The organism is Halococcus hamelinensis 100A6 (assembly GCF_000336675.1).
Classification (GTDB): Archaea; Halobacteriota; Halobacteria; order Halobacteriales; family Halococcaceae; genus Halococcus; species Halococcus hamelinensis.
Window position 1 is genome coordinate 128,223 of sequence record NZ_AOMB01000033.1, and the last position, 24,251, is coordinate 152,473.

Below are 24,251 nucleotides of genomic sequence, written 5' to 3' on the forward strand. Positions count from 1 at the left end.
TTGGTCATCGCATGTTCAACTGTTTGCTTTCCGCTTCCTTGAGCGAGCGGTGTCTTTAGGCCGTCTCCCCTCCCTTCAGCGAATCGTCGAGGTCCTCGTCCGTATCCTGGAACGTCGTTTGTCCGATATCGAGAGGGGTAGATGGTTCTTCGTCACGAAGGTGTGGGACTACGACCTGGAAGAACTGGACGACGACAACCATCAGGAGTGGTCCGAGGAAGATCCCATACCACCCGAATAGTGCCGGTCCAAGTAGATAGGCGAACATCACAAGTGAGAGGTGGAACATTTTCCCCGAAAGGTACGGTCGGATATATGTTCGGACGACGTTGTCGAACGCCAGTGTCATGAAGACAAAAAACACGAGGGGATACCAGACGAGCGTTGGATTGGATCGGATAGCCCCCAGCGCGAGAAGTGCGGCGATGCCGAGATAAATGATCGACCGACCGACCAGAGGTACGAGGGTAAAAAGGCCTGTCGTGACCGCCAGCAAGATAGTTGCGGGGATGAGGAGGTTTCCTGGGGCGAAGAAGTTGAACACGTTGTAGATGATCGCTGTCAGAATCATGATGACGAAGATGGTCAGCGTGTACCCAAAGAACACGGAATTCAATCCTCTATCAACCGCTTCGAGGTAGTCGATAGAGATGGCGTCGTTGCCGAGAATTTGTTTTTTACCCCACCGACTGAGGCGCCGATCCTCTACAAGGAGAAAGAATCCCAAGAGCAGTGAGAGAAACATCATGAAGATACCTGACGCGGCGGCACCGAGGACGACTTGTGCTTCGGTGAGCATTGATTGCACCGAGAGATCCGAAAGCGTTGTTGCTGCTGTGTCGATCAGCTGATAGGGGTCGTCGGGTATTGAACCGACGTTCACCGGTGATTGTGCGAGAAGTTGTCTTGAGTCTTCAGACGTCGCAAAGGCGGCGAATTGTCCTAACGCTGCCGAAAGGAAGACCCCGATTAGCAGTACGATAGGCACGATAATGAAAAGCAACGTGAGCGCTGCAGAGCGGTTTCCGCTCCCGATTCGACGCCCGATACGTCGGTTGATGGGACGAGCGACATAGTAGACGAAAAGCCCCAAGACCACCCACGGAAGGAAGGTATACCCTACGAAGGCGATGATCCCGACCACTCCTAACCCAACGATCCCCCATGTTATATGCGGTCGAGCAATGCGAACCCGCGTTGTTTCCGGAGCTTCTCGTCTTGTAGCCATACTGTAGAGATGGTCTCCAGAATTATTATAAGTATCCCTGAATTACCGGCACTACTACTGGAAGTCGACCGACCTACCCGAGTTGTCCAACGACCTGATCGACGTTCTCATCGAACACGCCTTCTCTCTGCCTTTCACTGACTTGAGCACGCATGCTAGAACTACTTTCCAATTACTGGTGCATGGTCTTCCACATGAAGCTGTACGACCGGGTGAAGGATCTCCCGGTTCGCATCGATGACTACCATCTCCAATTTCGTGAAGAGAACTGTACAGGGGATTTCGCGCGGGCGAGCGTCGTACTGTCAGTACAGGATGCAAAACCGGATGCATCCGAGTTCAGGCGGCCATGTACTCAACTCACTCTCCGCGGTGGTGGCATTGAGGGGAACGGTGAGGATGTCACCTATGACAGCGTCGACCACCACGCACTCCTCGATTCATCGGCCAGTCTCCCGCTCACTGGCGAGTACACTGTCGAATCATTCTCCGAAGCGCTGGAAAAAGTAGATCTCTTCCCTCATGGTCCGCCCGAGCGAGAGGCTTCTCGCCACTATCGACGGTGGGCGTTCGAAAGTGCTGCTCTTGATCTCGCGCTCAAGCAGGCTGACACCGACCTCGCTACCGCTCTTGACCGGACGTACACGCCTGTCTGGTTTGTAGTGAGCAATCGACTGGGCGACCCGCCGACGTTCGACCGAGTAGAGACATGGCTCGAAATCAACCCAGAGCTAGAGTTCAAGCTCGATATCACTGCGGGCTGGACGGGTGACCTTATCGAAACACTTGCGGGCACCGGTGCAGTCCGAATCCTGGACTTCAAAGGCCAGTACAACGGTACGATGGTTGACCAGCCTTCGGACCCCGACCTCTACCAGCAGCTAATCACGGCGTTCCCGTCGGCACTCATCGAAGATCCGGTGCTGACTGACGAGACACGCTCGATCTTTCGGGGAGAGGAAAGCCGGATCACGTGGGACACACCGATCACGGACATCGAGAGTATCGAAGAGCTACCGTTCAAACCGACTCGACTCAACGTCAAGCCTTCACGGTTTGGTTCGATTGAAAACTGCTTCGAGACCATCGAGTACTGTCTCAACCACGATATCGGGATGTACGGCGGCGGCCAGACCGAGCTCGGTGTGGGCCGCCAGCACATTCACGCGCTCGCCTCGCTGTTCTATCCGTCCGCCCCGAACGATATCGCGCCGCGTGCTTACAATCACCCCGAACCCCTGTCTGGACTAGCGAAAAGTCCACTAGCTCCGCCATCGGACCCTCGCGGATTTGAATGGTCCTGATTCTGGTGACGACCGTGAAGATGCAGTCCAGGTATGTCCCAGCGCGAAACGTAGATGAGGCGAGCGTCTCACCGACAAGCCGCGAGCTGGACGGGATCACTACCTCAACGACTGTCTGTTTGTCTTGATTTCCTGGCTCTAATTCCTTATCGGCTTCAAGTAGTTTTTCGATCGAAAGCGACTCACCCTCAGCGAACCGTCGGAGTGCGTCGCCACCCGCGCGCACAAGAAGGACATCGCCATCACGAATTTCCTTCCAAGCGAGCGATTCGGTAAACTGTTCATCATCACGAATGAGCTGGAGAATATTCGTTCCGGATTCCGTTCTTTCCTCCGCCTCTTCGATAGTCATTCCAATGAGCGGGGATCCAGCTCCTACAACAAGCTCTGAAAGATAGTTCTCTATCGCATATTCCTCAACGTAATCCTCATTAGGGGGGACTCGTTCCGGGAGAAGCCGATGACCAACGAAGAGAAGATAGAGACTTCCAACGATCAGGACCACGATTCCAAGTTTGGTGAACTCGAAGAAGCTGAAGGTATGGAGAGCAGGATATTCCGAACTGAGTCTACCGGCGGTATCACTCGCAAGAATGTTCGTCGACGTTCCGATAAGAGTGAGCATTCCGCCAAGCTGCGATGCGTAGGAAAGGGGGATGAGAAGCTTCGAAGGGCTTGTCTTCCCTTTGTGAGCGACATCCGAAATGACTGGACAAGAATCGCAACGACAGGAGTGTTGTTGATGAACCCCGAAACCGGGCCAGTGACCCCTATTGTAGCCAAAAGTTGCTTCTGCAGGCTCTCGCCTACGAAATTCGAGATGCGCTGACCGACCAGTTGCACAACGCCTGTTTGACTGATCCCAGCACTCAGGATCAGCATAGCTGACACGGTAATTGTAGCTGAGCTAGCAAACCCGGAGATACCCTCGTCAGCTGAGATCTGCGTCCAAGGCTCAAGAACAATCAGCGCGACCATAATTGCAATAGCAGTGATATCTATCGGGAGTCACTCTGTAACAAACAGAACAGTGGCGACGATGACCACCAGAAAGACAACCAACATGTTCGGCGTGATTGGCGGTACACCGTTAGCGGATTGTAGGATAGTCGCAGTCATAGACACTACTCACGAGTTATAGGATGCCAAGGATAAATACTTCCGCAGGTTATTTAGCCACAAGTCATCACGAAGCGTTCAACGCCCGATTCTATTAGCTGAATACACGCAGGGGCGTGATTTTCGAACCTTCTCGGCAGCGAGTGAGATCGTTCTCCTTCCCTTTTGGAAGCGCGACGATCGTCCGGTACCAAGTACTGTAGACGACCGCTCCTTGTCCGAGAATCCCGATGATTTTCATTGGAGCCGACCGGATCATGGAGAACACCAATTGACCTCTCAGTCGACATACCACTCATTTGATGAAACTGACCCAGTGATTTCCTTTCTTCCCCTCTCGCATACCGTATCTACGTACTGTCTGTTCAACGAGGTTACAAGCTTAACCCCTTACAGCTTGTAATTCCTAGTTGATCATGGAGATCGAATGGAGAACGGTCGCATACGGATTCGGTACTGCACTCGTCCTCGGGCTCGCAGCAGCCTACTTCTTCCCCTACGCGGACATGACATCACCAATACTCATGTATGGGCTTATCGGAGGGGCTGCTGGACTCGTCGCCGGGTACTACACAACAACTGGAATGGGGAGCGCAGCACTGAACGGCGGATTGTCGACCACGATTGGAAGTGTTGTCGTCCTCGGCGCCCTAGTCCTTCTCGGATTACTCTTTGAAGGGCTGGTGACAACCTTTGGTGTCGCTGTTGCTGGCCTCGTCTTGGTCGTTGCCTATGCGATCCCCGGGATCGTCGGTGGGATGGTCGGTGAATGGTACAAAGAACACCGGATGGAGCGGGCAGCCAAACCAGCGGCACGGTAGCTATCAACGCTGAACCGCCATCCGGATTTTAGGCTCACGACGTCGCTGTCACCTTCAGTTAACAATGCTATCGAAACCAAGATCCCGATGCTTACTGCCAAGAACAGCCCGATTACGAGACTAATGGCGAAGAAAAATGGGTCTCGTGTGCTCGCAAACCGAGAGACAGGCAAGAATATCCCTCAAGTGAGTGCCACGTATCCACAGATAAGATATCCGAGAAAGCCACACAGAGCTAATCCAGCACCGTATGTAGCACTTTGATGGAATCGGAACAACGTCTCCTCGAGGATGGTCGCTTTTCGCTTTGGCTGGTAGAGCAGCGGTTGCAGATTACGGCCAGAGGCCACGGGCTTCGTGGGCTTCTGCTAGGCGAGAAAGAGCGACGATGTATGCGGCATCACGCCACGATACATCCCGTTTCTCGACTTCCGCTCTGACTTCACTCCAGGCGGTTAGCATCTCCTTTTCCAACTCATTATTAACCTGCTGAAGCGACCATGGTCGACGATTGATATCCTGTAGCCATTCGAAGTAGCTTACAGTCACACCCCCAGCATTCGCGAGAATATCTGGGACGACAGGGATATTGCGTCCTCTGAGAATTTCATCTCCTCTGGAGGTTGTCGGTCCGTTTGTCCCTTCTACGACGATGTCTGCCTGGAGCATATCCGCGTTCTCTTGAGTGATGACGTTCCCGATTGCAGCAGGAATGAGAACGTCTACATCGAGTGTGGGCAGTTTCGCCGCAGGAAGAACCTCGTTCGCATATTTTGTGACCGCTTCCGGTTCTTCATCATGCGAAGGGATTCTTTGGACGTCGACACCATCAGCGTCGTACGCAACACCGTTCACGTCGCTCACCGCGGTGACGGTTGCTCCCCAACTATGGAGTAAGCGAGCAGCGTTTGCACCGACACTTCCAAACCCTTGTATGGCAACTGTCGCCTCTTCTAACGGGCGATCGTAGTACTCACAGACTTCTCGCGTGATAATCGCAACACTCCGACCAGGTGCTTCCTCACGCCCATAGCTTCCGCCGATGACTGGTGGCTTGCCAGTGGCTAGTGCTACGGTTGGGCGGCCAGATACCCCATCGCGGTGAGCACCGCGAGCGTAAGCAGGACAGCGATCGAGAGCGAACTCACGCTACCGAGGCCGGCAAGCGCGAACACAGGCAAGACCGCAACCAAACCGGCGGCCCCGATCCCGCCCTTCTCCGGGAGCGTGAGCCCGCGATGCTCGACGGGTTCGGGATTCATGTCTCGACCTCCATGTCGTCGGCGTCCTCGGCCTCGGGCTTCTCGCTCACGGCGGGCCTGGAGGCCGCCCTTGATTCGCTTCGTGCGGGGGGCCTGACCGACAAAACCATCATCGACCCCGGCTTCGGCGGGTGGTTCGAGGGGAAGACGGTCGAAGACGATCAGGACCGCTTCCGTCGCCTCGCTGAGTTTCAACAGTTCGACTGTCCGATCGCGGTGGCGACGCCCGCGACTGGCTCGGCAGGCCGATCTATCGGCGTGCGATAGGATTGTTCGATGACTGTTGACGAGGAAGTTCGTCGGTTGTATGAGCGGTATCAATCAGCGAAGATCGACGAGGAGCGCCACGAAATCGCGCTTGCAATGGGGAAACTCGATGGGCGTCGTCACGCCGAGATCTACGCCGCACTAGAAGACGAATAGGATATCGCCGATGCTGGGAGATGCTACTCAGTTGTTAGTGAGTTAACTAAATACTCGTCAGTTCGTCCGGCGTCTGTCCGACCGCCCGACGAGCTTGGTTCAGCCGTCCAGAAATCATCCTCAGCAGCGAATCGAACTATCGATCCAGAACTGGCTAAAATCAAATGCCGATTTTTCCGTCATTGGAGGCTATAGTCGACCAAGACGGAGCCATCGTCGAAACGAAGTGTCGTGTTGAGGGTAAGGTCAACCTGCGCTGCGTCGGGAAGGGCACGGGTTCCCCCACCAACGATGGTCGGGAGTATACGCAGTACATACCGATCAACCAGTCCTGCTCGGATAGCCTCGGTAGCGAGACCAGGACCACTAATAGACAAGTCGTGGTCTGCTTGGTCTTTCATCGCCTCTACCACTTTAGGGTCGAACGTCCGCTCTAAGCGAGTCCGTGATTCCGGTACGGCATCCAGGGTGGTTGAATAGACGACCTTGTCGGTTGCCCGCCACGCCTCGGCGAATCCGCGTTGCACCTTGGGTAAGTCAGCATGGTCAAAGGTGTCCCATGCTCTCATCGTTTCGTACATTCGGCGGCCGAGAAGGGAGGTGCCGACCGATCCTTGGAGGTCATTGAAGAAGGTATGTGCATCCTCGGATGGCTCCGACCAATCGAAGTTGCCGTTCTCATCGGCGATGTAGCCATCGAGTGACGAGTTGATGGCGTAGGTGAGGTTGGCCATGGAGTCCTATCGGTCGTCGGACCTATTCAATACAGATGGCAAAAGGGCGGCAACGGATCAGACGGTATGTATCTATGTTTCGCACCATCTCGAAGGCAGCCATGATTTGCTTCAAACTATTACCGACCGGATAATCTTCACTTCTATTCGCCGAAGGTGATCCCCGATCGTTCCCCGTGAGAGTCCAAGCTCGGCGGCCAAATCGCGTTGCGTTGCACGACGAGGGATATCGTAGTATCCGCCGGCGAGTGCTGCCCGGAGGATCTCTTTCTGGCGGTCGGTAAGCTGCGCCGCTGGGTCACCTATCTCCGGTTGATGTTCTCCGGTACGTTTGAGAGTCACGTCCACTTCCTGGGGGAAGCCAGCGATCAGCCGTTGAAGGGCTCTATCCTCTCCGAAGAGCGTGATTTCCAGCCCAGCATCGGTCTCCCTAATCGGCCAGTCGATACTGATCGCTTCGGTATCGAAGCGTTCGAGAAGCGCTGTTTCGACCTCGTCAGGCTCGTAGTGCATATACGCTAACCACGTCTCCCCGCCAGTCACAGTACAAGAGACGATCCAGGGTATTTCGTCTTCTATCGTGGTGAATCGGGCAGCATCGCCGCTGAACCGGGCAACTCCGACCACGGTCCCATCGTCAAGCAGATTGAGATACTGTATCGCTTCCTGTGTCGCAACGTGTGATCCGTCGATCCACACCTCCCTCGGGTCGCTGAGGCCCCTCCGTATCGGTTGGTCGTTCTGTGACCGAATGTAGCCCTCCAGGGCTATGATGAGGGTTATATATCTCATTCTCGTCTCTGTTTGTATTCTCGGTAGCGCTGTCGTACCCGACTCGAATCCTACCAACGAGGAAACGCTACTGCTGTCAGCATGTGAGTTTAATAGTGCATCTAAATATAAAGACAGCGTGCATGCTCGGCGTTATTCCTGAGTATATACAGCCCCTCTTCCTCTTCGATGGAGACTAGAAGTATCAATAGGAAAAACGCGAAAGTAGCTGGATTAACGACTATCGGTGTTGTTGTGGCACTTCTCGGGCTGCTGTGGTTGGTTCAGGGCCTCGGTATCGTCCAGATCGATCCCATCTTGTGTGCGGGAGACTGCGAGCCGGTCACTGGAGTATCAGTAGAGTGGATAGTTATCGGTGCAATCACTCTGGTTGTGGGAAGTACTGTGGTTTGGTCAGGCCTGAGACGCGTGATATGGGAATGATGATTCTCAGCGGAATCCTGAATGTCGTGAGGTCAGCCTCTCTTACCAAACATTCAGATATCATCTCGTTTGGCGTTAGGTAAGATTCAATAAATCGCTCAGCGAGGGTTCGAAAAGGAGGAAATCACCGAGCTAACGATTCACTTCCGCTGTCCTTGGCGCGTGTATATGCCGGTAGCTATCCAATCTCTACCGCGGAATAGGGAGGAAAAGGAAAGGAGTCCAACAACTGGAACCGAGAAGACAGCCGAATTCAAGCAGAAAACCACACCGAACCTCTGGTTCGACGACCAAGCCGAGGAGGCAGTAGAATTCTAGGTATCGGCGTTCGATAATTCGATAGTTGGGACAAGCAGCCGTTACAATGCAGCAAAATGGCTGGCTGTTAGAAGGGACGAATGTGGATAGAAGGCCGTCCAACTCCTCTCGTATCTCTACCTTATCGCCAGAAGCACTTAAAGAAAGTAGCCGATTCGTAGACCTGTGGGTCATGCCGAGGAGCCAGCCACAAGATCTGGCAGACTCGGGTCCCGGTAGGGATTCCGGCCATAGACTGCGTCGTGCAGACCTTGTTCATCAAGCTGGTCGACGAGCGTTCGCCGTAGCCGGTTCAGGTTCGTGACACCGAGGTCGTGTCGTTCGCAGAGTTCCGTGAACTGCTTATCGTCTGTGATCGACTGGAACTGCTCGTAAAGGTCGGCGAGTCGCTCGGGTGGCTGCTCTGCAACCCACTCATCATCGTGGAGACCGAGATGCTGCTCACGCTCACGGTCGACAACGTGGCGGATCACGACGAGCGCGACCTTGGGGATGGCACGCTGACTCCCGAAGGCGGCGAGGTCGAGGTCGACCATCGTCCCGATGGCGCGATCACGTTGCCACGGGGTGAGATCCAGACTGCTACACAGGGCGTGAGTCAATCGGAGTTTTTCGAGCCGGTGCGCACGCCGGCTGTAGCCCTCCATCGCAGGATGGCGCTCGTCGTGGAGCCGCCGAACGTTCTCACTGAGGTCGTGCTCGGGTGCGTCCGCGCGCCCGATGCGCGTCGCACTCGGCGTCACGAGCCCCCATCGCCGGACGGTTTCGTCGCGCTGGAGATCCGCCCGTGAGACAGTACTATCCCCAGGAAGCTGGCTGAGAGGCGAGATATCGCGTTCGCTGAGCAGTGCCGGGCGGCGGTCCTCGACTGTCGGGAGTAAATACCGACCAGCATCCTCGTCGGTCATTACGCAGCCAGTACTGCTTGCTCGTAGTTGAAAGGCATGGCTACGTACAGTAACCCTCCAGCGAGAAACCAGCGCGTTCCTCTCTCGTATCTATACCATATCGCTAGAAGCACTTAAAGAATCAGCGCTCACAACGTGCCCTCGGCTTTCCTTGTCCCTAGTATCTTACCAAACGCTTAGCGCGTCATGAGAGCTAGAGTTTGGTAAGATGGGACCTCCTTCTCGTGGAGCGAGACGACCGATATTAGTGCTCTCGCTGCGTGAAGTAGGTGTCCAAGTGGAGCTCGTGAGTGACTTCTCTCAATGATAGTCCACCACAATCGTCGCACTCAGATGGCTCATCCGGCGACGCATAGATTATCCCACACTGCTCACAAACGAAATACCGCAGGTTGAGCACACTCGATCTACGCGAGCGAATCTCAAATCATTGCCGTGAAATGTCGCTCATTGGGTCCGGATGACTTTGCTGGTCGGATTCGTACTGTGGGTATACGAGCCGTTCGCTATCACGAGTATGGTGGTCCGGCCGTCTTCAACGCCGACAAGATCGATCGTCCAGTGCCCGATACGGGTGAGGTTCTTCTTGAAGTCCAGGCCACGACTGAGAACGCAGTGGATACGCGCTTTCGAGTGGGAACCTAATGGTTTAGTCCCATTCCCAGGAATTCCCGGTGGTGATGCCGCTGGAGTGGTCGCAGAAGTCGGCGAGAAGGTCTATCCGTTCAACGTCGGCAACCAAGTGTTCACCAAGGGGATGGGTGACGACGATGTGAGTTGTTCTCAACTTGTGTACCTTTCCATAGGCTAGGTTTCCGACCCAGCGAGGGTAGAGTAGATATGTTAGATAGATAATAGATGTTCTGTGCCAAAAACACCTGTTTTCAGCACCGACCAGAAAACCTCAGTCCCTCATATACTGATTCGCAGGATGAGTAGGAAGTCCGGACGTACTCGGTCCAACACTCTGCGTTGATATTTTTGTTCTGCCTCGCTCTCCTGATCATCCGGACGCAACTGCGGGATCAGTTTCATCGGTCCCACCTGCGAGCTCAATATCAAGGCGGACCCAACGGTAAGGGACGTAGGGACGTTTCGTCTGGCCCTCGTCGACAACGAAGATGAGGCCATACTGGTCGAGCACTCCCACATCGTCGTGAACCGGGCGGTAATCGCGGTCGAGAGCGTCCGCGAGCGCGGTGATGCTCTCGGCTGCGCCGTCAATGGTGATCAGCAGGCGCAGGAGTTCGATACGCCGCTCAGTGAGGATTTTCCGCAGATCGTCGATACTCGCGAATGAGACGACTGCGGGCGTCGATTCACCATCTTCGACAGTGCGTGCCGCTGCAAACGTTTCCTCACGTGCTTGCTCGAACGGTTCGACCGTGATCCGAAGTGTTTCGGGATGGGGCCGGTCACGCGGGTCGCGGTACTCAGCGGGCCAGCCGTCGTGGGTGGGTTCATTGTCAGTCATTGGGTGTCTCCTCGATGATGCGCGCTATTTCAGTGAAGAACAGGCTAACGTGCGCGACAAGACTCTGAAATGCGAGAGCAGTATCCTCGCCGTCAGTGACATGTCGGTGGTGGTTGCCGAGTGTTTCATCGTCATGAGCGTTGTCGTAGCGCAGGATTTCGCCCTCCTCAGGGTGGTAGTACTGGAAGCGATAGAACCACCCGCCAGGATAGCCTGCATCGAGAATCGCGAACATCTCGACGCGCCCACCCGGGACAGCCCGATTGAGCTCGAGTGGTCCTGACATCTCGTACGCTACTATGACCTATGACTTCATAGACAATAAAGATACTGGGCGATACAGGTTGAGAGTAGCGCTCTCACTGCATAGCCTACTATCTGGAGCTAGCAGCCAACAATGCATCAGCAAATAAGTGGTTTGTAGCTGTCCAAACGCCGAATCTCTGGTGTCCAGAGCGCCGCGCAGAAGTTGAGACTGCTGCTCTCAATGCATAGGACAACTTGTGAGGTCTCTCAAAACACTGGTTCTATAGATTTCCAAATTCGCACTACCCTGTCGGTAGACACTTGGTTACCGACAGGGGATTGAGGGTTCACGCTTATCCTGCCATCCCCCGAACCCCCTACCGGAGTCCATGAAGATTACTGGCTGCGGGAGTAAGCACCCGTTTTACTGCGTTTGTGTTTCTGCTGTTTACTCCATATCGTCGCAAGGAACTCTCGTTCCCTCGCAAACAGCCGTGCCCTGAGAAGATACCTTCCGAAAGTCGTCGTTGCCCGTGCGATCAGCTGCTCTCGTCGCGGCGGTCTTCACGATTCGCTGCACCGTCCTCGGGGTCACATCGATCACGGGGTCTGACTGAGCAATGTTCTCGGCCTGCTGATACCGGTGCAAATCGCGCTCAACCTCATGCGGGAGGTAGGCGTCTCTCGGCTTCCCGCCGTTGCCTGTGGTGTCCTTCCCCTGCGGAACGCGGAGGAAATAGTAGTCCTCGCTCTCGACCACTTCGCGCCGAACGTGCTCGGGCGTGATCTGTGGGATCTCGAACGACCGTAGCCCGACCTCGCCACCAAATCGGATCCGCAAACTCAAATTTGATTAAGTCGACGGTCGACCAGCGGCAGGTTCCTGCTGGGTCTCTTGGGCTTTGAGTGCGCTCGGGTTAGTACGTAGCAGGACGATCCCGAGCCATGCGAACCACACGATGGCCCCGAGTCCGAACAGGTCCACAAGACCGCCGAGAGCCGGGACAACTGAGACGATGCCCGCCGCCCCGATCACTGCGCCGAGGTAGTTTAGGACGCGTGGGAGCACGCCGGCCCGTAGGGCTGCCAGACTCGCCAGCAACACCCAGATACCACCGACGATCTCAGTGCCGCCGCCGAGACCATCCTGGACGACTTCGATCGCCATCCAGAGCGACGCCGCTTGGGCTGGGTCCTGGCCGTAGAGATCGACGACGGTGGTCAGACCGATGCTTGCGATCATGGCAGTAGCCATGAGCACGCCGGCCCAGATGAGCCCGAATACGGTCGCCGTCTGTGTAAGCACTGGCGAACTGGCCTTCAGCAGGTCATAGAGCGCCAGCGCCAAGACAGCCACAAGGACGCTTGACGCCACATAGACCAGCACGTTCACGACGTACACCGCAGTTTGATTGTCTGCGAGGAAAGCGACGTTCTGCATCGGATCGGTGCTTGCCCCGTAGCCAGCCGGGATGAGAATCCCGAGGAACAACACCATCGCTCCCACGTATACAGCGGCTTGGCTCAGTGCGGCAATGCCGCCCATTCTCTGCAAACCACCTATTTTCCGTTTCTGTTCTACATTCGTTTTCATGTATCTCTCAACCTTGCTAGTATCTAGCGGACTATCATTATGGATACTCAGAGATAACGCTACCGCTCGTGTGGGAGGGAGAGACGCAGTGGAGGTACACGCCGAGAAATAGCAGACCGCGGAAGGATTATCTCCTGTTGACACTTGTATAGAACATGTCTCACACATCGAGTGTCAACAGGCAATCGGTACCAGAAGTACATTCAGAGGGTAAGGCAGGCGACTACCCAAACACTGTCGAAGACCCGACAACGGGTGCTCGCATCACGTTCCTCGAACGCGGTGTCGACGACCGGGGAGCGTACCTGCTGATGGATGGTGAACTCCCAATCGGGGTAGACAGCGGACCGGCCCGCTTGCATCCATGGGCCGAGGCACGCTCCAAAGTGCTCGACGGTCGCGCCGTCGTCGACGTAGACGGCGAGGAGAGCGTCCTGCTCCCTAGCGAGTCGGTCGTTGTTGCAGCGGGCGATTCTCACACTATCCGCAACGGCGGCAAGGGAGCGCTCGTCGTCCGGACGACGCTTCGCCCACCGGGCGAGTTCGAAGATGCGATTAAAGCACTGTACAGACTCGGCACCAGCGGAGGACCCAACCTGCTCGGGGTAGCTGCGGTGCTTTACCGGCACCGAGAGGACGTACGACTTACCAGTGTATCCTGGGGCCTCCAGCGCCCGCTCCTGCGGGTTCTTGCCGGAACAGCCAACGCTCTGGGGCATGATCCAACCCGGTAGTCGCCTCTCTAGTCCATCCGAAGTTCGAACGTACTTGTGAGATTCCACGTGAACCTGCTTATCAGGCCTTTAGACGAGGCAATTCACGAATCGGTCGCGATTCTCCTACAGTAGCGTACGGTGAGTACCCAATTGTCTCAGGTGGCGAGTACTCCATAAGGGACTGAAACCCGACTCACAAGTCAGTAGAAGGAGACGTCCCGGAGTTCTGCCCGAAAGAACGGCTCGTATTCGTCGGTCCCGAACCCCCAGCCCACTTCCAATCGAGCGGGGATGGTGACCCCGTCGACGGTTCGCTCGCGTTCGATGGATGCACCGAACGGGCGCATCTCGCCGGTGTCGCCGTCCAGACGGCGCGTTGTGACGGATTTGACTGCGCCCTCTTCGTTGACGGTCACCGTCAGCGGCTTCTCGACGGTGGGCAGCGCCACGCGCGCCCGTCGGTCGTCGACCCCCTCCCACTCAGCTCCCATTGACGGGAGGAGGCTTGTGGGGAGCCAGACCGACTCGGCGAGAAACCGGCCGGCTGACGAGCGGTCGATGGCCGGCCCGTCGGCACGGACGATGGGAATGAGACCGGCGAGGGCGAACCGCTGTCCGCCGGTACCGTCGACATGGAAGTCGGCTCCCGAAAACCAGAGGCCGAAGCCGAATCGAACTGTCGGCCGCCAGACGAACCCGCACCGTGCGGCCAGCGTCTCCTCGGCAGTGAACGGCAGCCAGCGGTCCCCGAGGCGGACCTCGCCGTCCATCGTCAGTTCGACCTGACGGGCGAGTGGCGTGCCGGATGCGATGGCGTGACGGAGATAGCGCTCGGCCGCCGACGGGAGGTCGGCAATCGAGTCGGGGTCGAAGGTTTCGTCGGCGGCCCGTTCGCTCCGGAGCGTTTGGCGGCGTTTTCGGAGCGTCCGCCCGTCGTGGAACCGAACAGCGCTCAGGACCCCGCCGACGCCGGCCAGTGCGAGTGCGACGCGACGCGCGGTACTCGAGTCGGGCATACGCCGGCGGTTCGATTTCTGCTGGGAAGTCTCTAGGGGGAAGCGAGAAGCGGCTTTCCAACGGAACTCACTGGTCCATGTACATTTCCTACGACGACCATGGCAAGCCTACCTGCCCAGCGATTCGCTGGCGGGAAGCGACAACGGGCCCAAGTGTAGCTTCAACCGTGAACTAGTCAACTCGTCATGAAATTCACCATAACTTGGCTCCGTCGGTGGTTCATACCTCCGGACGGGGTAGGCAACCATCGCGGTGACCGATAGCCCAGCCACCATACCCACCTGCTATTCGCCCGTCAGCCCGCTCGAAACGCTGGCCTGGACCGCCGCCGGATCCGACCCGACTGAGGTGAGGAATTGAGCCAGCAGCGCGAGACCGACGACGCTGATGAGACCGAAGATGACGACCTGCGGGAGCACCACCGACTGGCCGTCGACGATCATGACGACTACCATCGAGAGCACCGCCAGCCCGAGAGTGGCGATCTTTACGAGTATCACGCCAGTGAAAACGTAGCCCCACGCCCGGCGCTTGCCGAGCCAATACGCCGAGATGACGTACGCGGGAACGAGGACTCCGAGGTCGATCGAGTAGATGACGTTCGTCGGAAGGTTCGCCGCCGTGATGCTCTCCGGCGTGGTCCCGGCGACGCTCGCCGGGAGAATATCGGCGAGCCAGAGAGCGACGACCAGAAGCGCTACCAGTAGTTGGAAAGCGACGTACGACCGGACCCCTCTCTCGCCAACCGCCCGTTTCAGAACTGTGGGGTCGAGGCGAACCATCCCGCCGACGAAGGTATAGAGGGTGAGTCCGAGGAGTGCGACGTAGACCAGATACAGTTCGTTGAACACCGTCATGAACGCATACGAGGCGTAGGTATACAGCAGGTAGCCGGTCACGCCGAGCCAGACGACGTACCCGCGGAGCGACCCGTTGACCGAGAAATGCAGCGACACAGCGAGTACGGGGACCGCCACCACCAGTGTTAGCAGGTCCTGCCCGTAGACCTGCGGGAGAAGTACCGGCGCGTCGCGGTAGAACCCGGGAACGAACAGCCCGACGACCGTTGCGATCACGGCAAGAACGAGCGTCGCAAGCGACGCGAGGACGTACGGGCGCGACAGTGAGGTCCGTGGAACGGTCATTCGGTCCCCGCTTGTCCGTCTCCACTGGGTGCTACACCGAGTCGACCCTCGACGAACGCGGCGACGTCGTTGGCGAACGCTTCGACCTCCTCCCAGTCGGTGTACTCGTAATCGCGGGACGTATCCGTATCGCTGGTGGCCGATTTGGCGATATGTTTCATCAGCAGCCGCTTGAGGAAGCCGTACTTCGAGTAGCGGAGCGCGCCGCCGAACAGCCCGATGCGGTCGGGCTGCCAGCCGGTCGCTTCGAGGAACTCGTCGACGTATTCAGCTGCCTGTGCCGCTCCCTGTTCGGTTGCCGACGCCAACGACAGCTGGAAGAAGGCTGTCGGGCGCGCCGCCAGCGCGTCGCGGTTGTCGTCCACGAACTCCCGAACCGCCGGCTGCTGTTTGCCCACGTGGATCGACGCACCGACGAGCACGGCATTGAATTCCCCCATGGCGAACTCACTCGGTAGCTCGCTGGCGTCTTTCGCCGTGGCGTCGTGGCCACGCTCGGCGAGCACGTCGACGATTCGGTCGGCGACCTTCGCCGTCTGTCCCTCACCCGTTCCGTAGCACACGAGCATCGAAACCATGCTGGTTCACCTTCCGAGAGGCGAGAAACGCCCCGAGCCAATAAATGGAGTTGCCGAGAGGGTACATCGAACGGGATGTGAGAACAGTTGCATCCTACAAGGAGAGGATACGCAGGTAGTAGAGTTGCCACGCGAACACCAGCGCGATGACCGCTACCAACGAGTAATGGAGGCGGCGTGGTCTGTTCCAGTACCCCTCACGCCACGCGAACCCGGCCGCAACGACAGCGCCAATCGTCCCCGCGAGCGCGAGATAGGGTGGGACCTGCCCGACGCGGAGCAAAAGCGATGGCTCTGGTCGACGATCACCTCACAGTGGAAGCAGTACCTCGCTTACGCAGTCGTCGGATTCGTTCTCACGGACGTCGGGGCCATCCTCGTCGGCATCGTTATTGTGATACTGGCGGTGATACTCCTCGTCCCCTTCGGCATCTTCGCCGCGGTTGGTGTCGGGACGCTATTCGTGTTCGAACCGCTCGGTATCGGTCTCCTCGCCGTGATTGGAATTCTGTACGGTCTTTCGGTTGTTGCCGTTGCCGCCGTCGTACAGGTTTCCGTTCAAACGTACCTCCGGTACTACGCACTTCTCATACTTAGAAGTATGATTATAAATGCGCGAGGTCTTTCTTGGGCCATGGACCCAACATTCTTCGAATCTCGCAACGAATTCCGCACCTAGCTAGAAGAGCACCACAACACGGCCGAGGAGCTGTGGATCGGCTACTATAAGGTCGACGCCGAGCGAGCCGGTATCGGCTACGGCGAGTCGGTCGAGGAAGCGCTCTGCTTCGGGTGGATCGACGGTTTGGTCAAGGGCATCGACGACGAGACGTACACCCGTCGATTCACGCCCAGGAGCCCCGACAGCAAGTGGTCGAAGGCGAACACGGAGCGGGTCGAAGCGATGATCGAGACGGGGAAGATGACCCCGACCGGAATGGAATTCGTCAAAGCGGCGAAGGAGTCAGGAGAGTGGGCGGCTGCCTATCGGCTCGGCGACGACCACGAAATCCCGGACGAACTCGAGGCTGCGCTGCGTGAGAACGACACCGCCTGGGAGCACTTCCAGAACTTCTCGAACACGGACCAGCACGCATTCATCGCCGCCGTCGAGGAGGCTAAGACGAAGGAAACCAAACAAAAGCGCATCGAACGAGCGGTCAAACTCGTGGCGCAGGATCTCCGAGCATACGACGAGAACAACAAGCGGCAGCTGTAGTGAGGCCTTTTCAGAGGAAACCGTTCCTCGTATTGAGGATGAGGTCATACTGCTTCCACTGAGTGTCGAGTGACGAACAGACCGTTCCCGCACTGAAACGAGTACCGAATTCTCAGGCGATCACGACTTTCCCTTTCGCACGACCGTCTTCGAGATACCGGATGGCTTCGGAAACCTCGGCGAGCGGGTACGTCCGGTCGATGACCGGTGTGACCTTCTCGGATTCAATAAGATCCTTGAGGACAATCAGGTCCTCATGGTTCTCCGAGGAGACGAATGTGTCGAGCTTCTGGCTCACGAACCGGGATAGCACGAGAGCCCGGAGCTGACGATCGACGCCTCCGAGCCACCGCCCGCCCGTTTCACCGCCGACGATGACGAGGGTTCCATCTGGAACGAGGGCGCCTCGGAGACGCGCCAACGATGAGTTCCCACCGATGTCGAGGATCAGGTCATAGTGCTGTTTCCTCTCGGCGAAGTCTTCGCGAGTGTAATCGATAACCTGGTCCGCGCCGATCGATTGGACCATGTCCATCTTCGCGGTGCTGCACACGCCGGTGACGTGCGCGTCGAATGCCTTGGCGATCTGCACGGCAAAGGTGCCCACGCCGCCCGACGCGCCGATGATTAACACCTGCTGGCCCGGTTCGACCCGTCCGTGGTCGCGCAGGCCTTGCAGGGAAGTCAAGCCGGAGATGGCGACCACCGCCGCTTGCTTGAAGGTAAGATTCGCTGGCTTGAGCGCGAGTTTGTCTTCATGTGCGCGTGCGTAGTCGGCGTACGAGCCCGTACCGATCCCGAACACTTCATCGCCAGACTGGAACCTGGTCACATTCTTGCCGACCGCCTCCACGACCCCTGCCACATCCATGCCTAGGACAGGGTTCTTGGGCGCGCGGAGCCCGAAGCCTACGAGACGTATCGGGTACGGCTGGCCCATCATGAGATGCCAGACACCCCGATCCACGCCAGCCGCGTGAACGCGTACCAGCACCTCATCATCCTCGATCACTGGCTTGTCGATCGTTTTGACTTCGAGAACGTCGGAACCTCCATATTTCGAATACGTGACCGCGTTCATCCCATTCTCGTCCGAATTCGATGCAGCCGCCTTCCTTTTCGATGTCTGACTGACACCGACGTTATCAGTGGTTGTGGTTGCCATTTGGTGCACCCATAGAATCCTGACTAAACTGCACCGGCAACCGAAGAGAGAACTCAAGCGAGACAGCGCGTTAGTCGCCAGTGTCCGTTGGTGAGGATTGTCGTGTAAATAGGCACACAAAGCATATGATTCTTTCTGATAGTAAATTGATTTCGACTCGCTAATACTGTTTGTAGTGTCGCTGAACCGCTTATCTTCAATATCTCAGCACACTTCTAGTATTCATGAACTGATATGGATGTCCAATTTGAGCAGAAAACAAGAGAGGAGAATGCAGGGGAAACTGTCGAAGACGCGAGAACCGGTGGCCGTATCACGTTCCTCGACCGCGGGGTCGATGAGGAGGGGGCCTATCTGTCAATAGAAGGTGTGCTACCAGTTGATGTCAGTAGCGGACCGGCCCGCTACCATCCGCGGGCGGCAGCACGCGCCGAAGTGATTGCTGGCCGTGCTATCGTCGAGCTGGACGGTGAGGAGCGGATTCTGTTGCCTGGTAAGTCGACCGCTGTTACGGCAACGACGCCACATGCTATCCGCAATGATGGAGCGGCTCCACTCATCGTTCACACGATCTTCGGCCACCAGGTGATTTTGAGGCTGCAATCAAGAGACTCAACAATTTTGAAGCTAGAGGATTCAATCCACTTGTATTAGCTGCGACCCTCTATCGTTATCGAGACGACGTACAGCTTGCGGGTGTTCCCTGGGTAGCTCAGCGCCCGATTCTACGCATCCTCACCGAGGTAGCCAACCTCTTCGGGCGCAATCCAACCCGATAGATCCATTGATCAGAAGTTGCCATTACAACATATACGAGAGGAGACATTCAAAGCTGGGCGATCATGTTGCTCGAAAATTCTTATTCGTTGGGTGAGAAATAGCTGGTTGAGAGACTCGAAAAAGCCCACCTTGGGCGCTCCATATCTGGTGTAGTCGCATCTTCCACCCCATAGCAGAAGTTGAGACTACCACTCTCAATGCATCGCCCACTTCCGGTAATGAAAGTCAGAGATCTGCCATATGTTAGATGATTTGTTGTTGGTTAAGTGCCGAACCCCTGCTCTTTAAGGAACTCGTCGATCCCTTCGAAAAGCCGCTCGACAGTCGTCTCGCTGGTAAACGGATTAAGCAATACAATCCGGAGCCAGTTTTCACCTCGATACGTGGGAACAGACACGAACACACTGTGGTCATCGAGAAGGGTTTGCTGAAGTCGGCTGTTGAGTCTACCCAACTTTTTCGGCTGACATCTTCCCGGCACTGCACGAAAGCAGAGTATGTTCATGTCGGGTTCGCTGACGAGCTCGAGTGACTCATGACCCGCAATCCGCTCATGAATCATTGTAGTGAGACGATACCCTTCGTCGATAAGTTGACTGAGACCGTCGCGGCCGAGGTATTGAAAGGTAAGCCAGAGCTTGAGGACGTCAGCGTGACGTGTCCCCTGAACGCTCAGCTCACCGAGATTGGGGATCTCGTCCTCGTTTCGCATGTACGGGGCCCCAACACGGAATTCTGTCTCAAGGGTCTGCTCATCAGCAAAGAGTGCCATCGCGCAGGTTTTCGCCACATAGCACCACTTCTGTGGATTGAACGTAATCGAATCGGCAGTTTCCACCTCGTCTAATCGTTCTCGGTGCTCTTCCGAGAAGATGAGCGCGCCGCCATATGCTGCGCCGACATGGAACCAGAGGTCATGAGCTTGCGCGATCTCGTGAATCTTGGGGAGTGGATCAATGTTCCCTGTCGTGGTGGTACCTGCTGTAGCGACCACACAGAATGGAGCCTGCTCGTGCTCCGAAATTGTCTTGGATACGTCATCAGTAGTTCTACTATGGATCCTCGTACCCAGGAACACGCTAAAATCCTTGTTGAACATTCAGCGGAAGTCAAATCCGGTGACAACGTTATGATTATGGCCCCACCTGTTGCCGAAGATCTCGTCGTTGCACTCTACGACCAGTTTGGAAAACATGGGGCGAATCCGGCGACTCAATTGAGCAGCACTCCTGCACGACGAGCATTCTTGCGCGCAAGTGACCCCAAGGATCTTGAAGTAGCCGAGCACAAGCTGGCTGGCTTTGAGAAGGCGGATATTGTCATCAATATCATGGGTTCGAAGAACACGCATGAAACAAATGACGTCGGCTCGGAGAAAAACGCCGCTTATAGAACGGCGATGCAGCCACTTCAAGAGGAGATAATGGGGAAGCGGTGGGTTTTTACCCAGTATCCTGCATCAGGGAATGCTCAAGAAGCCGAAATGAGTACAGAGGCATACGAGGATTTCGTCCATCATGCTGTCAACAAAGACTGGAAAGCCCAGAAGGAATTCCAAAGTCAACTCGTGGAAATTCTTGATCCCGCGAGCGACCTGCGGGTTCGAAGTGGCGATACATCCGATATACGAATGAGTATTGATGGGATGCAGCCAGTAAACTGTGCAGGCGACAACGAACTACCCGATGGGGAGGTATACACCGCACCAGTTCTGGGTTCGGTTGAGGGGGAGGTCCTATTCGACAAGCCACTCATTACCCGTGGACGGGAGATTCAAGATATCCATCTCCGATTCGAGAATGGTGAAGTCGTTGAACACTGTGCGGAGAAAAACGAGAAACTGCTCACGTCTATTTTAGACACGGACGATGGTGCACGGCGACTCGGCGAGGTGGGAATCGGCATGAATCGTGATATCGACCAATTTACGTACAATATGTTGTTCGACGAGAAGATGGGAGATACGGTTCACATGGCACTTGGACGAGCTTACGAAGAATCGGTCGGACCGAAGCGAGAACAAAATGAGAGTGCGATCCACCTGGATATGATCGTCGATATGGCAGAGAATTCCGTTATCGAAGTTGATGGCGAAGTAATTCAACGAAACGGCCGATTTGTCTTTGAGGATGGGTTCACGAATTAGGTGAAAAGGAAGCTATTTTGAATGGTCATATCGTCATTAGACGCTCTACTGTCAATAGCAACCATTTTCTCCAGTTTTGTGTGACTGCCAGGTTCTGGTGGAATGGTGAAATTATGGTTAGCCTGCAACAAATATATATTCATAGGGATTATCTCCTGCCTAAAGAGAGCAATGAGTACAAGCTACGACGCAGTGATATTCGATTCCGACGGCGTAATTGTCGAATCGCCAAGCAAACAAACGTTCCAGCGGGCTGTAGAGCAAACATTTGGCAACTTCAACCTCAGCCATCCAAGGCGAGCGGATTTACGCGCGTTCGTTACACAGAACGTTCAGGCCATCAAGGACCTCTCTGATCGCTACCAAGTTGACCTTCATGAGCTGTGTCAGGAAGCAGCTTCTCAAGCACTTCGTGAACAAAAACGCGAGTTCAAAGAAGGCCTCCGAAGCCTCTATGATGATGTCGTCTCCCTTCGCTCTCTTGACTTGTCATTAGGAGTCGTGAGCGACAATCAACATTCGCTAGTTAAGTATGCTCTCGAATATTCTGGCCTGCGTGATTGGTTTGATACTGTTTACGGGCTTGAATTCACCCCGAATGGACTCCACCGAGCGAAGCCTAGCCCTTACTACCTGAACAAGGCGCTCTCGGATTTAGACACGACTGATGCATTATATGTTGGAGATCGTGCGCGCGATGTCGAAGCAGCAAACAACGCAGGAATTGACTCAGTACTACTGTGCCGAAGTGGGGATTCGATAAAGTGCGGAGTCGCCCCTACGTATGTGGTGAGTAGTCTCTGTGCGATACCAAGACTACTGGAGTAATCCTCTACGCTAAAACAAGGATACGTTGTTCAGTGCTTGGACCATTCATTGTTGAGTAAGAGAGCGGGCAAAGGGTTCTGACCCGCTTGAACGTTTTTTATACTGCTGTGATGTGAGTGTTACATTAGAATGATGTAGTTCCATCAGTATATTGGGGTCGGGTGTTCAATCTGGAAATGATTAGGATGAGTGATGAACCAAGGCACAAAGCTTCTGTGCGTAAGGAGTTCACTGAACAGGCTGATAGTTATGCGAACAGTTCGTTGCTCACAGATAGTAACAAAGTAAAGAAATTAGTTGAAGCAACCAATGTGTCTTCAAATGCACGGGTTCTTGAGGTTGCTACGGGACCTGGGCATGTTGCACGTGGCTTCGCCACAATCTCTGATACTGTAGTTGGTATCGACCTTACGGAGGCACCGCTCAGGATAGCGGAGCAGAAAAAGCGGGAAAGCGGTATCAAGAATGCTCACTTCATGCGAGGTGATGCGGAGATCCTTCCATTCAACAATAACACATTCGACGCTGTGGTCTCTCGATTAGCCCTCCACCACCTCGAAACACCCGAGACTGCACTCCAAGAGATGAAGCGAGTTTGCCACCCTGATGGGGTGGTAGCGGTCGATGACATCATTGTGAGTGAACACACAGAACGTGGGCAGTACCAAAATCAATTTGAACAAATTCGAGACCCGTCTCATGTGCGTGCGCTCCCTCTGAGCGAACTGATTGAGCTTCTCGCGAATTGTGGACTAGAGATTACCAACGTGCAGACAGATACGCTTGTACAAAATTTCGATGATTGGATCGATACCGCACAAACGCCGAATCAGAAGGCTGCCAAGGCTCGGGAAATGATCAAACGGGATGAACGCGAGGATCTAAGCGGGACTCGGCCGTTTTATCAAGATGGTGAATTGGGATTCGTTCAGCAGACAGCTATTGCTGTCAGCCGACCCATCAGCTAATAACGTTCTCAGCGCAGGATCGTCCCCCAAATAGAAATCACCAACCTGTCAGCAATGAGGTGGTTTGTAGAAATCCAAACGCCGAACCTCTGAATCTTCCACAACTTCGGAGGATGACTGATTCTACAAGCGAAAACGACGGACGGTGACCGTTCTCGCCGATGAAAACCGCGATTAGAGCGAATGCGACCCGCTGTTCAATGCATGACTGATGCTCAGCCGGTAAAAATAGCCAAGAGTGGGGTCAGCAGGCGCGTCCCGCAGCTATCGAGAACGCGATGAACGCGATAACGGAGTGGTCCTCATCAATCGCCCGGCACGATGCAGAACGCAAGGATCTCGATGAACTCGCCGGCCGGAATCGGCGGTCGTTCCCCGAGATGGACGTCTACAGCCTCACGAAACAAGAGATTCGTCAGCCGCCACACGTTGTACATCACAACGCCGATCACGAAGTACAGAAACCGTATTCGGTAGTCCATCGACCCAACCGTCGGCAGGAAGTGCTTCTTGATCGTCTTGTATTCGTTCTCGATCTCCCACTGCTGCTTGTACTGGCTGACAAATCCTTGAACCTGTTCTACTGGAACATCGCGGTTGGTTGTGAACACCGCGTGAGCTCCCTCTTCCTTCGTCGATGGCACGTACATGATGTTCCCAGTATGGACGCAGCCCTCGTGCCCGTGCGGCACGTTCCGCATGACGCCCACATCGGTAACAGATTCACGTTCCAACTCCTCGATATCTTCAATTTCGGCCGCGTACTTTCGTTCTGGGATGAGGTAAGTCATGTCGTGGCGGTCGATGACGTCTCGGACACCATTCGCGTCGAATCCGCGGTCGCAGAGCAGCTTGTGGATATCGACGTGCTGCTCAGCCTGTTCCAACAACCGATCAACGAGACGTGCCTGTGACGTATCTCTTGCCTCTCCCGTCTCCCAATCGGATTCCCGGCGTACTGGTTCAATATCGAGGACGATGGGTGTATCCTCTCCGATAATGGTGATTGTCGCCATCTGATACCCGTACTTATTCTTCTCCAG

The 24,251-nt window shown here is 55.6% G+C and carries 27 protein-coding genes and 2 pseudogenes; 12 read left to right on the forward strand and 17 right to left on the reverse strand.

Annotation, left to right across the window (positions count from 1 at the left end; all coding sequences use genetic code 11):
* Positions 1-55 precede the first annotated feature (55 nt).
* Positions 56-1,144 carry an AI-2E family transporter gene (locus C447_RS12105; RefSeq protein ID WP_007694252.1) on the reverse strand — a complete coding sequence of 363 codons (1,089 nt, stop codon included), beginning with the start codon at positions 1,142-1,144 and terminating at the stop codon, positions 56-58.
* A 266-nt stretch (positions 1,145-1,410) separates the two neighbouring features.
* On the opposite strand from C447_RS12105, the gene C447_RS12110 reads away from it, so the two are divergent.
* On the forward strand, positions 1,411-2,532 hold the full coding sequence (locus C447_RS12110) for an enolase-like domain-containing protein (RefSeq protein WP_007694254.1): 1,122 nt from the start codon (positions 1,411-1,413) through the stop codon (positions 2,530-2,532).
* 43 nt (positions 2,533-2,575) lie between these two features.
* Here the strand turns inward: C447_RS12110 and C447_RS18965 are convergent.
* Positions 2,576-3,597: pseudogene (locus tag C447_RS18965) on the reverse strand (SLC13 family permease); the annotation flags it as partial.
* 470 nt (positions 3,598-4,067) lie between these two features.
* Between C447_RS18965 and C447_RS12115 the strand changes: the two are divergent.
* Positions 4,068-4,472 carry a DUF5518 domain-containing protein gene (locus tag C447_RS12115; protein WP_007694256.1) on the forward strand — a complete coding sequence of 135 codons (405 nt, stop codon included), beginning with the start codon at positions 4,068-4,070 and terminating at the stop codon, positions 4,470-4,472.
* Positions 4,473-4,805: 333 nt separating this feature from the next.
* On the opposite strand, the pseudogene C447_RS17220 reads toward C447_RS12115, so the two are convergent.
* Together C447_RS17220 and C447_RS12120 are read right to left on the reverse strand one after the other, a co-directional pair.
* Positions 4,806-5,537: pseudogene (locus C447_RS17220) on the reverse strand (Glu/Leu/Phe/Val dehydrogenase); the annotation flags it as partial.
* A gap of 5 nt (positions 5,538-5,542) precedes the next feature.
* Entirely contained in the window at positions 5,543-5,734 is a 192-nt protein-coding gene (locus C447_RS12120) for a hypothetical protein (protein WP_007694258.1), read from the reverse strand.
* On the opposite strand from C447_RS12120, the gene C447_RS12125 reads away from it, so the two are divergent.
* Together C447_RS12125 and C447_RS18230 are read left to right on the forward strand one after the other, a co-directional pair.
* Complete coding sequence (locus tag C447_RS12125) at positions 5,711-6,001, forward strand: dihydropteroate synthase (RefSeq protein ID WP_237713437.1); 291 nt, start codon at positions 5,711-5,713, stop codon at positions 5,999-6,001. The genes C447_RS12120 and C447_RS12125 overlap by 24 nt on opposite strands.
* Before the next feature lie 9 nt (positions 6,002-6,010).
* Positions 6,011-6,157: a hypothetical protein gene (locus C447_RS18230; RefSeq protein WP_007694261.1), complete on the forward strand. Its 147-nt coding sequence runs from the start codon at positions 6,011-6,013 to the stop codon at positions 6,155-6,157.
* 179 nt (positions 6,158-6,336) lie between these two features.
* Here C447_RS18230 and C447_RS12130 read toward each other — a convergent pair whose 3' ends face one another.
* The 3 genes from C447_RS12130 to C447_RS12140 form a co-directional block, all read right to left on the reverse strand.
* Positions 6,337-6,891: a dihydrofolate reductase family protein gene (locus C447_RS12130; RefSeq protein ID WP_007694263.1), complete on the reverse strand. Its 555-nt coding sequence runs from the start codon at positions 6,889-6,891 to the stop codon at positions 6,337-6,339.
* Between the two features lie 111 nt (positions 6,892-7,002).
* Positions 7,003-7,683, reverse strand: a complete 681-nt coding sequence (locus C447_RS12135; RefSeq protein WP_007694266.1) for a helix-turn-helix domain-containing protein — start codon at positions 7,681-7,683, stop codon at positions 7,003-7,005.
* A 911-nt stretch (positions 7,684-8,594) separates the two neighbouring features.
* On the reverse strand, positions 8,595-9,332 hold the full coding sequence (locus C447_RS12140) for a hypothetical protein (protein ID WP_007694267.1): 738 nt from the start codon (positions 9,330-9,332) through the stop codon (positions 8,595-8,597).
* 517 nt (positions 9,333-9,849) lie between these two features.
* Between C447_RS12140 and C447_RS17700 the strand changes: the two genes are divergently transcribed.
* Positions 9,850-10,143 (forward strand): alcohol dehydrogenase catalytic domain-containing protein, encoded by a 294-nt coding sequence (locus C447_RS17700; RefSeq protein WP_152416159.1) that lies wholly within the window; start codon positions 9,850-9,852, stop codon positions 10,141-10,143.
* A gap of 192 nt (positions 10,144-10,335) precedes the next feature.
* On the opposite strand, the gene C447_RS12145 is transcribed toward C447_RS17700, so the two are convergent.
* The 4 genes from C447_RS12145 to C447_RS12160 all read right to left on the reverse strand — a co-directional run bounded on the left by C447_RS12145 (position 10,336) and on the right by C447_RS12160 (position 12,598).
* Positions 10,336-10,806: an HVO_A0114 family putative DNA-binding protein gene (locus C447_RS12145; RefSeq protein ID WP_007694268.1), complete on the reverse strand. Its 471-nt coding sequence runs from the start codon at positions 10,804-10,806 to the stop codon at positions 10,336-10,338.
* Positions 10,799-11,092: a toxin-antitoxin system TumE family protein gene (locus tag C447_RS18350; RefSeq protein WP_193361382.1), complete on the reverse strand. Its 294-nt coding sequence runs from the start codon at positions 11,090-11,092 to the stop codon at positions 10,799-10,801. The genes C447_RS12145 and C447_RS18350 overlap by 8 nt, the downstream gene beginning before the upstream one ends.
* Positions 11,093-11,500: 408 nt before the next feature.
* Positions 11,501-11,812, reverse strand: coding sequence for a site-specific integrase (locus C447_RS12155; RefSeq protein ID WP_237713433.1), 312 nt, complete (start codon positions 11,810-11,812; stop codon positions 11,501-11,503).
* A 93-nt stretch (positions 11,813-11,905) separates the two neighbouring features.
* Positions 11,906-12,598: a DUF4386 family protein gene (locus C447_RS12160; protein WP_007694271.1), complete on the reverse strand. Its 693-nt coding sequence runs from the start codon at positions 12,596-12,598 to the stop codon at positions 11,906-11,908.
* Between the two features lie 359 nt (positions 12,599-12,957).
* Between C447_RS12160 and C447_RS18970 the strand changes: the two genes are divergently transcribed.
* A complete protein-coding gene (locus C447_RS18970) occupies positions 12,958-13,380 on the forward strand; it encodes a cupin domain-containing protein (RefSeq protein ID WP_394295088.1) in 423 nt (140 codons plus the stop codon).
* Positions 13,381-13,562: 182 nt separating this feature from the next.
* Here the strand turns inward: C447_RS18970 and C447_RS12170 are convergent, their stop codons facing one another.
* From C447_RS12170 to C447_RS12180, 3 genes are all read right to left on the reverse strand, one after another.
* On the reverse strand, positions 13,563-14,378 hold the full coding sequence (locus C447_RS12170) for a DUF6544 family protein (protein WP_007694274.1): 816 nt from the start codon (positions 14,376-14,378) through the stop codon (positions 13,563-13,565).
* Positions 14,379-14,663: 285 nt separating this feature from the next.
* Complete coding sequence (locus tag C447_RS12175) at positions 14,664-15,524, reverse strand: hypothetical protein (RefSeq protein WP_007694276.1); 861 nt, start codon at positions 15,522-15,524, stop codon at positions 14,664-14,666.
* Entirely contained in the window at positions 15,521-16,102 is a 582-nt protein-coding gene (locus tag C447_RS12180) for a flavodoxin domain-containing protein (RefSeq protein ID WP_007694278.1), read from the reverse strand. The genes C447_RS12175 and C447_RS12180 overlap by 4 nt, the downstream gene beginning before the upstream one ends.
* Before the next feature lie 166 nt (positions 16,103-16,268).
* Here C447_RS12180 and C447_RS12185 point away from each other — a divergent pair, with 166 nt between their 5' ends.
* Together C447_RS12185 and C447_RS12190 are read left to right on the forward strand one after the other, a co-directional pair.
* Positions 16,269-16,781: a DUF7544 domain-containing protein gene (locus C447_RS12185; RefSeq protein WP_007694280.1), complete on the forward strand. Its 513-nt coding sequence runs from the start codon at positions 16,269-16,271 to the stop codon at positions 16,779-16,781.
* Positions 16,782-16,907: 126 nt separating this feature from the next.
* Positions 16,908-17,321 carry a YdeI/OmpD-associated family protein gene (locus C447_RS12190; protein WP_007694281.1) on the forward strand — a complete coding sequence of 138 codons (414 nt, stop codon included), beginning with the start codon at positions 16,908-16,910 and terminating at the stop codon, positions 17,319-17,321.
* 112 nt (positions 17,322-17,433) lie between these two features.
* Here C447_RS12190 and C447_RS12195 read toward each other — a convergent pair whose 3' ends face one another.
* On the reverse strand, positions 17,434-18,486 hold the full coding sequence (locus C447_RS12195) for an NAD(P)-dependent alcohol dehydrogenase (RefSeq protein WP_239639173.1): 1,053 nt from the start codon (positions 18,484-18,486) through the stop codon (positions 17,434-17,436).
* A gap of 234 nt (positions 18,487-18,720) precedes the next feature.
* Here C447_RS12195 and C447_RS17235 point away from each other — a divergent pair, with 234 nt between their 5' ends.
* A complete protein-coding gene (locus C447_RS17235) occupies positions 18,721-19,140 on the forward strand; it encodes a cupin domain-containing protein (protein WP_007694285.1) in 420 nt (139 codons plus the stop codon).
* Between the two features lie 388 nt (positions 19,141-19,528).
* On the opposite strand, the gene C447_RS12200 is transcribed toward C447_RS17235, so the two are convergent.
* A complete protein-coding gene (locus C447_RS12200) occupies positions 19,529-20,365 on the reverse strand; it encodes a pyridoxal phosphate-dependent decarboxylase family protein (RefSeq protein ID WP_007694287.1) in 837 nt (278 codons plus the stop codon).
* Here C447_RS12200 and C447_RS12205 point away from each other — a divergent pair.
* The 3 genes from C447_RS12205 to C447_RS17245 all read left to right on the forward strand — a co-directional run bounded on the left by C447_RS12205 (position 20,321) and on the right by C447_RS17245 (position 23,208).
* Positions 20,321-21,412: an aminopeptidase gene (locus C447_RS12205; protein WP_049904479.1), complete on the forward strand. Its 1,092-nt coding sequence runs from the start codon at positions 20,321-20,323 to the stop codon at positions 21,410-21,412. The genes C447_RS12200 and C447_RS12205 overlap by 45 nt on opposite strands.
* A gap of 171 nt (positions 21,413-21,583) precedes the next feature.
* Complete coding sequence (locus C447_RS17240; protein ID WP_007694291.1) at positions 21,584-22,240, forward strand: HAD family hydrolase; 657 nt, start codon at positions 21,584-21,586, stop codon at positions 22,238-22,240.
* Positions 22,241-22,425: 185 nt separating this feature from the next.
* The gene (locus C447_RS17245; protein WP_237713313.1) at positions 22,426-23,208 is read left to right on the forward strand and encodes a class I SAM-dependent methyltransferase; all 783 of its coding nucleotides are present in this window, start codon (positions 22,426-22,428) and stop codon (positions 23,206-23,208) included.
* A 305-nt stretch (positions 23,209-23,513) separates the two neighbouring features.
* Here the strand turns inward: C447_RS17245 and C447_RS12215 are convergent, their stop codons facing one another.
* Entirely contained in the window at positions 23,514-24,224 is a 711-nt protein-coding gene (locus C447_RS12215; RefSeq protein WP_007694297.1) for a transposase, read from the reverse strand.
* Between the last annotated feature and the right edge of the window lie 27 nt (positions 24,225-24,251).

What these genes read in the sequence shown, in the direction of transcription:
- C447_RS12145 (WP_007694268.1), bottom strand. Translation starts at nt 10,806, where the DNA reads ATGACTGACAATGAACCCACCCACGACGGCTGGCCCGCTGAGTACCGC.
- C447_RS17235 (WP_007694285.1), top strand. Translation starts at nt 18,721, where the DNA reads ATGGATGTCCAATTTGAGCAGAAAACAAGAGAGGAGAATGCAGGGGAA.
- C447_RS12185 (WP_007694280.1), top strand. Translation starts at nt 16,269, where the DNA reads ATGGAGGCGGCGTGGTCTGTTCCAGTACCCCTCACGCCACGCGAACCC.
- C447_RS12110 (WP_007694254.1), top strand. Translation starts at nt 1,411, where the DNA reads ATGGTCTTCCACATGAAGCTGTACGACCGGGTGAAGGATCTCCCGGTT.
- C447_RS18230 (WP_007694261.1), top strand. Translation starts at nt 6,011, where the DNA reads ATGACTGTTGACGAGGAAGTTCGTCGGTTGTATGAGCGGTATCAATCA.
- C447_RS18970 (WP_394295088.1), top strand. Translation starts at nt 12,958, where the DNA reads ATGGATGGTGAACTCCCAATCGGGGTAGACAGCGGACCGGCCCGCTTG.
- C447_RS12125 (WP_237713437.1), top strand. Translation starts at nt 5,711, where the DNA reads ATGCTCGACGGGTTCGGGATTCATGTCTCGACCTCCATGTCGTCGGCG.
- C447_RS12120 (WP_007694258.1), bottom strand. Translation starts at nt 5,734, where the DNA reads ATGAATCCCGAACCCGTCGAGCATCGCGGGCTCACGCTCCCGGAGAAG.
- C447_RS12205 (WP_049904479.1), top strand. Translation starts at nt 20,321, where the DNA reads ATGGATCCTCGTACCCAGGAACACGCTAAAATCCTTGTTGAACATTCA.
- C447_RS12160 (WP_007694271.1), bottom strand. Translation starts at nt 12,598, where the DNA reads ATGGGCGGCATTGCCGCACTGAGCCAAGCCGCTGTATACGTGGGAGCG.
- C447_RS12135 (WP_007694266.1), bottom strand. Translation starts at nt 7,683, where the DNA reads ATGAGATATATAACCCTCATCATAGCCCTGGAGGGCTACATTCGGTCA.
- C447_RS18350 (WP_193361382.1), bottom strand. Translation starts at nt 11,092, where the DNA reads ATGTCAGGACCACTCGAGCTCAATCGGGCTGTCCCGGGTGGGCGCGTC.
- C447_RS17700 (WP_152416159.1), top strand. Translation starts at nt 9,850, where the DNA reads ATGGTGGTCCGGCCGTCTTCAACGCCGACAAGATCGATCGTCCAGTGC.
- C447_RS17240 (WP_007694291.1), top strand. Translation starts at nt 21,584, where the DNA reads ATGAGTACAAGCTACGACGCAGTGATATTCGATTCCGACGGCGTAATT.
- C447_RS12130 (WP_007694263.1), bottom strand. Translation starts at nt 6,891, where the DNA reads ATGGCCAACCTCACCTACGCCATCAACTCGTCACTCGATGGCTACATC.
- C447_RS12140 (WP_007694267.1), bottom strand. Translation starts at nt 9,332, where the DNA reads ATGACCGACGAGGATGCTGGTCGGTATTTACTCCCGACAGTCGAGGAC.
- C447_RS12200 (WP_007694287.1), bottom strand. Translation starts at nt 20,365, where the DNA reads ATGTTCAACAAGGATTTTAGCGTGTTCCTGGGTACGAGGATCCATAGT.
- C447_RS12215 (WP_007694297.1), bottom strand. Translation starts at nt 24,224, where the DNA reads ATGGCGACAATCACCATTATCGGAGAGGATACACCCATCGTCCTCGAT.
- C447_RS12195 (WP_239639173.1), bottom strand. Translation starts at nt 18,486, where the DNA reads ATGGCAACCACAACCACTGATAACGTCGGTGTCAGTCAGACATCGAAA.
- C447_RS17245 (WP_237713313.1), top strand. Translation starts at nt 22,426, where the DNA reads ATGAGTGATGAACCAAGGCACAAAGCTTCTGTGCGTAAGGAGTTCACT.
- C447_RS12175 (WP_007694276.1), bottom strand. Translation starts at nt 15,524, where the DNA reads ATGACCGTTCCACGGACCTCACTGTCGCGCCCGTACGTCCTCGCGTCG.
- C447_RS12115 (WP_007694256.1), top strand. Translation starts at nt 4,068, where the DNA reads ATGGAGATCGAATGGAGAACGGTCGCATACGGATTCGGTACTGCACTC.
- C447_RS12180 (WP_007694278.1), bottom strand. Translation starts at nt 16,102, where the DNA reads ATGGTTTCGATGCTCGTGTGCTACGGAACGGGTGAGGGACAGACGGCG.
- C447_RS12170 (WP_007694274.1), bottom strand. Translation starts at nt 14,378, where the DNA reads ATGCCCGACTCGAGTACCGCGCGTCGCGTCGCACTCGCACTGGCCGGC.